At 44.2% G+C, this 11,774-nt stretch carries 12 protein-coding genes and 1 tRNA gene; 6 read left to right on the top strand and 7 right to left on the bottom strand.

Annotated features, from left to right (window positions below; genetic code table 11):
• Positions 1–130: 130 nt before the first annotated feature.
• On the top strand, positions 131–439 hold the full coding sequence (locus V7R39_RS04240; RefSeq protein WP_334028500.1) for a hypothetical protein: 309 nt from the start codon (positions 131–133) through the stop codon (positions 437–439).
• Between the two features lie 79 nt (positions 440–518).
• Here V7R39_RS04240 and kdsA read toward each other — a convergent pair whose 3' ends face one another.
• From kdsA to hemA, 6 genes are all read right to left on the bottom strand, one after another.
• Positions 519–1,373, bottom strand: a complete 855-nt coding sequence (gene kdsA, locus V7R39_RS04235) for a 3-deoxy-8-phosphooctulonate synthase (RefSeq protein WP_334028497.1) — start codon at positions 1,371–1,373, stop codon at positions 519–521.
• Between the two features lie 21 nt (positions 1,374–1,394).
• Entirely contained in the window at positions 1,395–1,766 is a 372-nt protein-coding gene (locus V7R39_RS04230; RefSeq protein WP_032095010.1) for a SirB2 family protein, read from the bottom strand.
• 14 nt (positions 1,767–1,780) lie between these two features.
• Positions 1,781–3,349 (bottom strand): DUF3369 domain-containing protein, encoded by a 1,569-nt coding sequence (locus V7R39_RS04225; RefSeq protein ID WP_334028492.1) that lies wholly within the window; start codon positions 3,347–3,349, stop codon positions 1,781–1,783.
• An 88-nt stretch (positions 3,350–3,437) separates the two neighbouring features.
• Positions 3,438–4,289 carry a peptide chain release factor N(5)-glutamine methyltransferase gene (prmC, locus tag V7R39_RS04220; RefSeq protein WP_334028490.1) on the bottom strand — a complete coding sequence of 284 codons (852 nt, stop codon included), beginning with the start codon at positions 4,287–4,289 and terminating at the stop codon, positions 3,438–3,440.
• A gap of 1 nt (position 4,290) precedes the next feature.
• On the bottom strand, positions 4,291–5,376 hold the full coding sequence (gene prfA / locus V7R39_RS04215; protein WP_287008451.1) for a peptide chain release factor 1: 1,086 nt from the start codon (positions 5,374–5,376) through the stop codon (positions 4,291–4,293).
• A gap of 15 nt (positions 5,377–5,391) precedes the next feature.
• Positions 5,392–6,666 (bottom strand): glutamyl-tRNA reductase, encoded by a 1,275-nt coding sequence (gene hemA, locus V7R39_RS04210; protein WP_287008450.1) that lies wholly within the window; start codon positions 6,664–6,666, stop codon positions 5,392–5,394.
• Positions 6,667–6,796: 130 nt separating this feature from the next.
• Between hemA and lolB the strand changes: the two genes are divergently transcribed.
• The 4 genes from lolB (at position 6,797) to V7R39_RS04190 (ending at position 9,508) form a co-directional block, all read left to right on the top strand.
• Entirely contained in the window at positions 6,797–7,456 is a 660-nt protein-coding gene (lolB, locus tag V7R39_RS04205; RefSeq protein WP_334028484.1) for a lipoprotein insertase outer membrane protein LolB, read from the top strand.
• A gap of 14 nt (positions 7,457–7,470) precedes the next feature.
• Positions 7,471–8,412 carry a 4-(cytidine 5'-diphospho)-2-C-methyl-D-erythritol kinase gene (ispE, locus tag V7R39_RS04200; protein WP_334028483.1) on the top strand — a complete coding sequence of 314 codons (942 nt, stop codon included), beginning with the start codon at positions 7,471–7,473 and terminating at the stop codon, positions 8,410–8,412.
• Between the two features lie 38 nt (positions 8,413–8,450).
• Positions 8,451–8,526 (top strand) — tRNA-Gln (locus tag V7R39_RS04195).
• A 43-nt stretch (positions 8,527–8,569) separates the two neighbouring features.
• Complete coding sequence (locus tag V7R39_RS04190) at positions 8,570–9,508, top strand: ribose-phosphate pyrophosphokinase (RefSeq protein ID WP_334029115.1); 939 nt, start codon at positions 8,570–8,572, stop codon at positions 9,506–9,508.
• On the opposite strand, the gene V7R39_RS17785 is transcribed toward V7R39_RS04190, so the two are convergent.
• Positions 9,505–9,897 carry a SulP family inorganic anion transporter gene (locus tag V7R39_RS17785; RefSeq protein WP_438823509.1) on the bottom strand — a complete coding sequence of 131 codons (393 nt, stop codon included), beginning with the start codon at positions 9,895–9,897 and terminating at the stop codon, positions 9,505–9,507. The two genes, V7R39_RS04190 and V7R39_RS17785, sit on opposite strands and share 4 nt — an antisense overlap.
• A gap of 187 nt (positions 9,898–10,084) precedes the next feature.
• Between V7R39_RS17785 and V7R39_RS04180 the strand changes: the two genes are divergently transcribed.
• The gene (locus tag V7R39_RS04180; RefSeq protein ID WP_334028481.1) at positions 10,085–11,761 is read left to right on the top strand and encodes a BamA/TamA family outer membrane protein; all 1,677 of its coding nucleotides are present in this window, start codon (positions 10,085–10,087) and stop codon (positions 11,759–11,761) included.
• Positions 11,762–11,774 lie beyond the last annotated feature (13 nt).

The raw sequence follows: 11,774 nt of genomic DNA, 5'->3' as shown, positions 1-11,774 counted from the left end.
TTACTAAAACTGACTACAATTTACTCGAAATTTAAAAAGAACTTTTAATTTCAGTGTTTTATGATGTTTATTTGTTAATCTTTTTAACAAATAAACGCATTTTATTAAATTATTTTTATTAGGTGTGAAAATGAAAAAACTACTTCTTGCAAGTGTATCAGTTATGGCGTTTGTAAGCGCTGCTGCGAATGCTAACGTACAACCAGAAAAGATCAATCTTTCCTCTCTTATTAATACTGCTATGACCAATGTGAAAATGGCAGACGTATTGCCAGCGAATGACGCGCACATTGTTGTTAAAAAACAGTCTAAGGCAATACTATTAGAAGAAACTCAAATCTCGCTGCACAACAGCTTGCTCGCTTTTTATAACAGCGAAGAATCTAAAGTTGAAAGGTCCAAAGGTGAAAAGACAACTGACGTCGCTAGCGGCGAATAAAATCTCTTCACACCTGATCCGGATGCCGGTGTCATTCACCGGCATACGTCATCAGCCTTCCTTAAAATTATTTACCCAATTAAGAATTACTTGTGTCTAAGGTATCAAAGCCCTTCACGAGTTCGTCTAATGCTTGCATTTGCTGCAAGTAAGGCTCAAGTTTAGACAGTGGCAACGCACACGGGCCATCGCATTTTGCTTCATCAGGATTAGGATGGGCTTCAATGAACAAACCGCCCAAACCTAACGCCATTCCACTTCTTGCCAACTGTGCCGCTTGCGCACGACGACCGTCCGCCGATGTTGCTCTGCCGCCTGGCATTTGAAGCGCATGGGTCGCATCAAATATTACCGGTGCATAGGCTTTCATTGCATCCATACCCAGCATATCAACCACCAAGTTGTTATAGCCAAAGCTGCTGCCTCGTTCGCACAGAATAACCTTGTCGTTACCTGCTTCACTGAGTTTACCTATGATATGACGCATTTCATGGGGTGCTAAAAACTGAGGCTTTTTAACGTTGATCACGTTACCGGTTTTCGCCATAGCGACCACCAAATCGGTCTGCCGAGCTAGAAAGGCCGGTAGCTGGATTACATCAACCACTTCTGCCACTGGCGCAGCTTGATGAGGTTCATGTACGTCGGTGATAAGCGGCACATTGAAAGTAGATTTAATCTCTTCAAAAATACGCAGGCCCTCTTCCATACCCGGGCCGCGGTATGAGGTAACCGAAGAGCGATTTGCCTTATCAAACGACGCCTTGAACACGTAGGGAATATTGAGTTTTTGCGTTACTTCAACATAGTGTTCAGCTATACGCATTGCTAAGTCTCTCGACTCCAATACATTCATTCCGCCAAAAAGCACGAAGGGAAGATGGTTGGCAACGTCAACATTACCAACGCGAATTACTTGTTTAGATTCAGACATTATGACTTCCGATAACGAATTCTAGAAAAGTGGTTGCTTGGTGACCGCAACCATTGCCGTTGCCATAAGCACAGCCAATGCTGCTATGAAAAAGCCCCAGCGGCCTGCAGCCGTTTTTGCTTTTTTAAGCGCAAACAAACCAAACACGATGTACAGAACAACGCCAAATAGTTTGAAGGTAAGCCATGCATTAACAAATGGATATTGAGATAAAATGACACAGAGCCAAAGCGCACTGCCAAGCAATATAGTATCAATAATATGAGGTAAGATTTTTATCCATTTTTTGGCCAATACGGTGGCATCAAATTGCGCCCACACAAACCGAAAGATAAAGAAGAGAATACTGAGCACTACTGCGGTCAAGTGAAGGTGTTTCGCCATCATGTACATATTGAATATTCCTGTTATCGATTTTTATTGGGGTACTGCGCCTGAATAGCCAGAAACGCAGGTAAATTATTAAGTAAGCGAGTAACCAATGTTGGCTCAAAGTGCCGTCCACTTTCTTCTTTTAATGTATTAACTACCTTTTCAACGCTCCAAGCTGGCTTGTAAGGTCGTTCATTAAGCAAAGCGTCGAACACATCAATCAGCGTTGCAATGCGACTTTTTTGATCAATTTCTTCGCCCTTTAAGCCTTCTGGATACCCTTCCCCATCCCATCGCTCATGATGCTGACGCGCTAGGGTAGCCGCGAGCTGAATGGTAGGGCGAGAAGAATCCTTTAGAATTTGGTAGCCAAACTCAGCATGCTGGCGGATAGCAAAAATATCATCGTCTGTTAACTCTGTCGTTTTATGCAATATCGCTCTAGGTACGTGTGAAGTGCCTACATCGTGTAGCGATACTGCAAGTTTGAACGTATCAATTTCTTGCTCTGGCATTGACAGTTTACTAGCCATCAGCCCAGCCATTTCAGCCATGCGCTTAATGTGGTTTGCATCACTAGACTCATGCTCTAGTGCGTGCCCTAAGCGCTCAATGATTTCTCTTTGCGTGCCTTCTAAGTCTACGGTTTTTAGTACGTTATCGAAGGCCAACTGAACGCTGTTAGAAAAACGCTTGATAAGGTGCTTATCGCTTTCACATAACCGTCTAGGCAACCCAGAAAGATAAAGTAACGCCCCCTTATGTGACTTACTATTGCAATACGCCACAACGTGATCGTCTGCGTATACTATTTGCTTGTCCTGCATCGCCTGCACGCACAATGCATATTCTTTATCGCTAACTGCGTTTTTGAGCGCCACCCCCTCTTTAGCAGAGTATTCACCATTGCCGGCAAAAACATACAGTTCGTCGTCATCCCGTTTATTATTGCTGACATCAAGAGTGCGTGATGTCGTCGCCACAGCCGTTGTAATGTAGGCCGCATCTTTTGAACAACCAAGGATAGACGCTAGCTGTTGGATTATACCCTGCATAAATTTTTCTAAAGACTGGGAAGAAAATAAATCCACAGACGCATCGATAATTTTCTCAAGGCCAGCTCTATTTTCTTCGATCACCATTATATCGCGGTACGAGCGTAGGGCCGCAATAATGACAGTGAAGAGCTTTTGCGCTGTTAGTTCTGTTTTCGATTTATAATCGTTAATGTCGTAATTAATGATGACGTCTTTCTCTGGCGCTTGACCAGGCTGTCCGGTGCGCAAAATGATGCGAGTGAAATGATTATCCAATTCATTGCGAACGTAATTTGCTACTTGCAGACCAGCGTCGTCGGTTTCCATAACCACGTCAAGTAACACCACAGCAATGTCGTTGTGCTCGCGGAACATGGCTTTTGCTTCTTCGCCGCTATTTGCACTAATAAACTCTATGGTTTTTCCGTTTAAGATGAAGTCATTGAGTACAAGCTTTGTGACGGTATGAACCTCAGGTTCGTCGTCGACAATCAGTATTTTCCAACTGCCAAAATTTTCAGTACTGGTATCTTTTTCATCCTCTGCAAAAAGAAAGTCGTCATTCATCGGGCATATTTCCTTTATATTTTTATTATCGCTACCGAAAGAGAATAGTCCTTAATGTACATTCTTTCACCGGGCCGTGTAAAAACTTTTAGTAGCAGCGGCCAAGGGTTACCCTGTCGTTCCCACCGTAGTCTTTAATTGTTTCGATATTACTGAAGCCAGCCTTACTGAGTAATTCACCCACCGCAGCGCCCTGATTGAAACCGTGTTCAAATGCAAGTAACCCACCTGTTAACAAATGCGCTTGAGAGACACTAATAATGTGTCGAATATCACGAAGGCCATCTTCGCCCGATGTTAGCGCCGATTTAGGCTCAAACGTTACATCGCCTTGTAATAGATAAGCACTGGTGTCTTCAATATAAGGCGGGTTAGAGACAATAATATTAAACTGCTTGGCTTTGAGTTCACTAAACCAATCACTTTGTAAAAATGTGACGTTCTCTATGCCATTGTTTACGGCATTTTGTTGGGCTAGCGCTACAGCCTGCGCCTTAAAATCTACCCCAGTCACCTGTATATGAGGCAGCTCCGATGCCAGCGCTAGCGCTATAGCCCCCGTACCCGTTCCCAAATCACATATAGAAAAAGAACAGGTCGATTGTTCATTAACGTCGCTGGGTATGCGCTTGAGCACTTGCTCTACCAGTACTTCTGTATCGGGTCTAGGTATAAGAGTATGAGGAGATGTGGCTAACTTGAGCGTCCAAAAATCCCGCTCGCCAATAATATACGCCACGGGTTCGCCAAGACGCCTGCGTTCCACCGCTGTTTGAAAAGTGCACAGCGATTGGCTATCCAGTACGTTATCGGGCCAAGTAAACAAATAGGTTTGATTTACGTTAAGGGCATTGGCTAGCAGTACTTTAGCATCGACAGAGGGCGATTCCCCGCCCTCTAACAACGCAACAGCCCATTTCAGGGCTTCATCAATACGCATGCTATTCGTCAGATAAAGACGCAAGTAAGTCTGCTTGGTGTTCCTGCAAAATAGGATTGATAAGTTGACTTAAATCACCAGCAATAACCTCATCTAAACGATAGATAGTCAGGTTGATTCTATGATCTGTTACTCGTCCCTGTGGGAAATTGTAGGTTCTGATGCGCTCTGAACGATCGCCACTTCCCACCAAACTCTTACGCGTAGACGCTTCATCCGCCGCACGCTTCTCTTCTTCAATTTGGTTCAATCTAGCCTGCAATACTGACATGGCCTTCGCACGGTTTTTATGCTGAGAACGCTCGTCTTGACACTCTACAACAAGTCCCGAGGGCAAGTGAGTAATTCGAATAGCAGAATCGGTTTTGTTAACGTGCTGACCACCCGCTCCCGAGGCGCGGAAAGTGTCTATTCGAAGTTCAGCAGGGTTAATTTCAATGGCTTCAGATTCAGGAATTTCAGGTAATATCGCTACCGTACACGCTGATGTATGAATACGGCCTTGAGACTCAGTTTCCGGTACGCGCTGAACACGGTGTCCGCCAGACTCAAATTTTAAATTACCGTAAACGCCTTCACCGCTAATATTAGCAACCACTTCTTTGTATCCGCCGTGCTCACCTTCATTGGCGTTAATTAATTCTACACGCCAACCTTTGGCTTCTGCATAACGGCTGTACATGCGGAACAGATCGCCGGCAAAAATACCCGCTTCATCACCACCCGCACCTGCTCGCACTTCTAAAAAGCAGTTATTGTCGTCGTTAGGGTCTTTTGGCAGCAGAAGCAACTGAAGATCGGTTTCAAGGCGCTCTATTTCAGCTTTTGCGTCTTTGTATTCTTCCTGCGCCATTTCACGCATTTCGGCATCATCTTCGTTCATCATCTCTTGTGCTGAGGCAAGGTCTTCCTGTGCCTTTTGATAAGCATTAAAGCCATCAACAACACCTTCAAGCTGACTGAACTCTTTTGACAAATTGCGAAACTTGTCCTGATTGCCGATAACGTCAGGATCTCCAAGTAAAGCCTGAACTTCTTCGAAACGCTCAACGAGGTGTTCGAGTTTTCTAACGACCGACTCTTTCATATTTTTCTTATTACCTTATTTATTTTCATCTGATGAGTTATCAGATAAATCTAATGCCTGTCCCATCCAACGACTCAACGACGGGTCGTCATGCTTAGCTGCTTCACGCAGTGCCAATGTTGTTGGATGCAGCAATGTATTGGTTAGCTTATACGCCATTTCCTCTAATACAAGGTCTGCGCTTTTGCCTTCTTCAAGCTGTGCTTTTGCTTTTTCAACAATATCGTCTCGGTGCAGTAGCCCTTTTTGACGGTATTGCTTAACTAAATCTATAGACTGCTGAGACTGTTTCCAGGCCATGTAGTCGCTAGCTTGTTTATCGATGAGCTTTTGTGCTTCTTGCGCGGCTTGTTCTCTGTTTTCTAAATTTTTCTGAACAATATGCTGAAGATCATCAACGGTATAAAGGTATGCATCGCCTAACTCATTCACTTCAGACTCAATATCTCTTGGTACAGCGAGGTCAACGAGAAACATAGGCATATTTTTACGCTGTTTGAGCGCTTTTTCCACCATGCCCTTCCCTATTAACGGAAGCTGACTGGCAGTTGAACTAATAACAATATCAAATTCTTTTAAGTGTTCGGGCACTTGAGATAGCGTATACACGGTGGCATCGAGCTTTTGTGCCAGTGCCTCTGCTCTTGCCACTGTGCGATTGGCCACGGCCAAATGCTTCACACCTTGCTCTTTTAAGTGCTGAGCTACCAACTCGATGGTTTCACCTGCTCCCACCAAAAGTACAGAGCGTTTGGGCAATTCAGCAAAAATGTGTTTCGCTAACTGCACTGCGGCGTAGGCAACGCTCACAGCGTTTGCACCAATATCGGTTTCACTTCGAACGCGTTTAGCCACGTTAAAGGTATGCTGGAATAGCTTATCGAACTCGCTGCTAACCATCCCTGAATGCCTAGCATCACCAAATGCTTGCTTAATTTGCCCTAGAATTTGCGGTTCACCAAGAATAAGCGAGTCTAAGCCACTTGCCACGCGCATAATATGCTTAACGGCCTCATCTTTTGTGAGCAGGTAACTGTTATTCTCAATCTCTTTTACATCTAGATGATGAAAGTCGCTGAGCCACTGCAAGATTTTTTCGCCGCTCTCATCCTGCGTATTGACGTAAAGTTCGGTTCGGTTGCATGTTGACACAATGACACTTTCATCAACCCCGTCCACAGCTTTTAAGCTCGCAAGCGCCTCCACCAGAGAATCTGGTGTAAAAGCCACTTTTTCGCGAAGTGCTACTGGTGCTGTCTTGTGGTTTATGCCAAGGGCAAGTAAAGTCATAAAATCTATGCTGGCAACGTCGGACGCGCATTGTACGAAAAAGCCAAAATGATTGAAAGTGCTCGTGAAACTGTGTTCACATAATATATGCGATGTTTTCGCTTAAACTCTCAGGGAAATTTTTCACACCATGTGGCGTGCAATTACTTTAATAATTTTAACGGGCGTGTTTTTAAGTGCCTGTACAACTGCTCCAAAGGGCCCAGAGCACGCAGTAAACCTCACTTCTCAATTAGAAAAAGTGGCAGAAATTCGCCACTGGCAAATGCGTGGAAAAATCGCATTTAGGCAAGGCAACGAGGCTGCGAGTTTAAATTTAGTCTGGAAAAACGATTCAGGTGATTTTGATTTTAGATTAAGTAATTTTCTTGGCGTAAGCATGGTTGACTTAAATGTAACCAGTAAACAGTCCTCTTTAACTGCCGATGGCGAAACTTACTACGATGCAGATCCTGAATTACTCATCTACAAAACAACCGGCATTGTCATACCCGTTGCGCCGTTGCTCTCTTGGGTAAAAGGGCTTCCTCTTAAAGATGATACTTTTACCCTTACCGACAAGGGTCTTGTTAATACCCTTGAAAGTGGCTGTATGGGCTGTAGCAATTGGTCTGTAAAATATGGCCAATACGGCAAAGTATATACCGATGAGGCCAGTAAGGGTGCCGATAAAGGTAACGAAGAAAACGGAGCATGGCTTCCACACAGCATAACGCTTACCCAAGCAGAAACGCCACTAGCACCGCAGACCCAACTTAAAATAAAAATTTATGAATGGCTGATTCTTTAATGAAAAGTTCGCAAATGAAAGACTCTTTAGCACCTGATTCTTCCATAACTCGCTCTGTAAAGGGTAATGCTACTACAGAAAACATTAACGCTAATGGCGCATCTCAGACCAGCGAACAAAAGCTACAGTGGTGGCCCTCACCGGCAAAACTGAATATCTTTTTACATATACTTGGCCGTTTTGATAATGGGTATCATCAGCTGCAAAGCCTGTTTCAAATGCTCGATTATGGTGATGAACTTGCTTTTGACGTTACTAATGATGGAAAAATAACCATGGCAACGCCCCTTGAAGGCGTACCTGACGATGAAAATCTCATTATTCGAGCGGCCAAATTACTCGCTAATAAAACGAAAACACCGCTCGGTGTTAGCATCTCTTTGAATAAGCGTTTGCCTATGGGTGGCGGTATTGGCGGGGGCTCATCAAATGCAGCTACCGCGTTAGTAGCCCTTAACTATCTATGGAAAACCAAGCTAAGTGAAGACGAACTGGCGCAATTAGGCTTAGCCCTTGGGGCAGATGTACCCATCTTTGTACGAGGCAAAACAGCATTTGCTGGCGGTGTTGGCGAAGACATCATGCCAGCTCCTCAAGACGAAAAGTGGTATTTGGTGGCAAACCCTAATGTACACGTGAGCACTGGCGCGGTGTTTACCCACCCTGACCTGCCTAGAAATACGCCGCCAATTCAGTGGAAAGACTATAAATTTGAAGAAACTCGAAATGATTGTCAGCAATTAGTCGCGAATTGCCATCCGGAAGTTGCAAATTTATTACAGTGGTTGTTACACTACGCACCGTCGAGAATGACGGGCACAGGTGCATGCGTATTTGCTACTTTTTCCGACAAAACTTCAGCAGAGCAGGTTATGGCAAAATTGCCTAACGCTTGGCAAGGGTTTGTTGCAAAGGGCGTAAATAGCTCACCACTATTGAATAAAATAGAACAATAATAATAGCGTGAACGCCACATCGGACAGAACTTAAAAATTGGGGTATAGCCAAGTTGGTAAGGCAGCGGGTTTTGATCCCGCCATTCGTAGGTTCGAGTCCTGCTATCCCAGCCAAATCTCTTTTATCAACGCACTGAGGAAACCACTTGTGCCAGATATGAAGCTCTTTGCAGGTAATGCCGTACCAGAACTTGCCCAGAAAGTCGCCGACCGTCTCTACACCAAGCTAGGAAATGCCAAAGTTGGCCGTTTCAGCGACGGTGAGATTAGCGTAGAAATTCATGAAAACGTCCGTGGCTCGGACGTTTTTATTATCCAGTCTACGTGTGCCCCTACCAACGATAACCTGATGGAACTTATTGTGATGATCGACGCACTGCGCCGCGCATCTGCAGGCCGTATTACTGCGGTAATTCCTTACTTTGGTTATGCTCGTCAAGACCGTCGAGTTCGTTCAGCAAGAGTACCAATCACTGCAAAAGTTGTGGCAGATTTCTTGTCAAACGTGGGTGTTGACCGTGTTCTTACTATCGATCTTCACGCCGAGCAAATTCAAGGGTTCTTTGATGTTCCAGTAGACAATGCGTTTGGTACACCTATCTTACTTGCAGACATGGTAAGACGTGATTTTGCTGACCCTGTTGTAGTATCTCCGGATATTGGTGGTGTAGTAAGAGCTCGTGCAACAGCAAAGCTGCTCAACGACACTGACTTAGCCATTATTGATAAACGCCGCCCTAAAGCGAACGTTGCTCAGGTAATGAATATTATTGGTGATGTTAAAGACCGCGACTGTATTATTGTGGATGACATGATTGATACCGGCGGTACGCTTGCAAAAGCGGCTGAGGCACTTAAGGCCCACGGCGCTCGCAGAGTGTATGCTTACGCGACTCACGCTATTTTCTCAGGAAATGCGGTAACGAATTTACGCGAATCTGTCATTGATGAGATTATAGTTACTGACTCTATCCCGTTAAGCACTGAAATGCGCAAAATGGGTAAAGTAAAGCAGCTTACATTATCTGAAATGCTGGCCGAAACCATTCGTCGTATCAGCAATGAAGAGTCAATCTCAGCGATGTTCGAGTACTAACCTACTCTCAGCCTTAGCGTCCTTGAGTACCTCAGTAGTACAGCAGAAAAAGCGAGCGTAAGCTCGCTTTGTTTGAGTAGACGAATGAGCTGCTGTTTCCCTGTTTGTGGCGTAATAATCAATATGGCTTCGTTGCTCATCTTGCGAGCGACAACCGGCAATGCCATTTCTGCCCCCGCTTGAATATTAACCACAGTTTCCGTGGTTGCGCAGGCCCCAAGTAAGTCGCCAAACATAATTGAAAATACATTGCCCACTCCCTGCCTTATTAACTCTTTATCAGATTTGTGTTCTGTTCGGGTTAGGTTATCTGCAATAACCGATGTAAGCATTGAATCGATACACCCCAACATTCCTAATACTTCCACATTAACCAACATAAGTTGCATTTGTTCCACCGTAAATGAGGAAAACATTGACGTGAGAAATAATTAAACACAGTGAAGGCCAACACACTCTTAGTGTAAAAAGTTTAAAATTTTCTCACTCGCGCAAATCATCTATATTATTCTTATGATTACACGGCATAAACAAAGTGGCCACCAATGCTACTTCTGAATTGATTGCAGCGCTAAAATGATAAGAACACCTCCGCTTTTTCCTAGCATCCATGTTCGTCGACTTTGGCAAGTACGCTACAGTGCGTTCATGCTGTGCTTTTTGTGCTTGCCTGCTGTCGGGCAAAATGAAATAGATATTCAAAAAGAATGCACAGATAGTAGGCCACATAAGCGCGTGGTAAATACAATTAGTCTCAAACGCAACTCCATCTTTGATGAAGATGCAAAAGACAGTATTGCTTTACATACTTGGGCGAATGCACTGCACACTGTTACCAAACCAATGATTATTCGCGACAGGTTAACCTTTGACGAAGGCGACGAAGTCACCAAAGAAGATATTGTAGAAGCTGAAGCCATATTAAGGGCGCAACGTTTTTTGGCAAATGCGGAAATTCGCACGTTCAATCACTGCTACGACAACACAGTTGATGTTAGTGTAGAAACTTACGACAACTGGTCGTTGATCCCTACCTTCTCCTTTAGCCGCAGCGGCGGAGACAATAATGTACTCATTGGAGTTAGAGAAGATAACTTATTGGGATTAGGCATACGCACAACAGCGCGTTACACAAAAGATGAGCAGCGCAGTGGATATCAAGTTGCTTTTTCCTCAATTGTTCCTTGGGTTCGTCATGCTAACGTATCACTTCGTTTAGAAGATAATGAGGACGGTGAAGTATACGGTGTAGTATTTGATAAACCGTTTTATCATTTGAACACGCAATACAGTTATTTTGTTAGAGCGAACCATATTTTACGCGAGGATGATATTTTTCAAAATAACGCAACTCGCAATAGCTATCGCCTTGACGCGCAAGAGCTTACGGCGGCTTACGGTTGGAGTCTTACGTCGGGGAATGTGCTGACTAAGCGACTCACAGTGGGAATGACCTATGACAAGTCGGCGTTTACACTGACGCCACAAAGCCCGTCTCAAAATCCCTCATTGGTGCCTGAGTCTCGTGACTTTCTCTACCCTTGGATAAGTTTTGAATATGCCGAACGTGATATCACGGTCATGAAGGACGTTTATCTTATTAATCAACCCGAAGATATTAACTTGGGTATTCGCTTTATCTCTCGTCTGGGCGTAGAAATTGATAACGAAAATGATGGTCTAGGTTTACATTCCCATATTGATACAAGAAAAGGCATAGCGCTAAACAATAACCAATTGCTTATGCTGCAGGCTTCTTTTGATGCTATTACCAACGCGGGAGTCAAGGATTTTATCCGTTTCGACAGCAGTGCAGAATATTTTTACAGACGCTCAACGCTCATTGGGTTCTATGCTCGCGCAAATGCAACGTTTTCTTCTGGACAGTTTCTCGACAGGCCTATTGTTATTGATGACTCCAGTGGTGTTCGTGGCTTCCCCAATCAATATCAACACGGCGATCATCGCATTTCTGCGAGTGCTGAAGTTCGTTTCTATACTAACTATAGTATTTATCAACTATTCGAGGTTGGCTTTGCAGTCTTTGCTGATGCAGGCAGAGCGTTTGATGGCGAGCAAGCTAGGTTAAATGAAGACACTTCACTGCTAAGCAGCATAGGTGTTGGAGCAAGGTTTTTTTCAAACAAAGCAAGTAACGCGGGGGTCATTCATGTCGACATTGCTAAGCCTATTGCAAGTAGCGAAAACATCAACGCGTGGGAATGGAGCGTACAGCTAAAACGCTCTTTTTAATAGGTATTATCGC

The organism is Alteromonas sp. P256, assembly GCF_036864455.1.
GTDB lineage: Bacteria > Pseudomonadota > Gammaproteobacteria > Enterobacterales > Alteromonadaceae > Alteromonas.
Note: the sequence above shows the minus strand (reverse complement) of the source record. Positions and strands in the feature narration are given on the sequence as shown.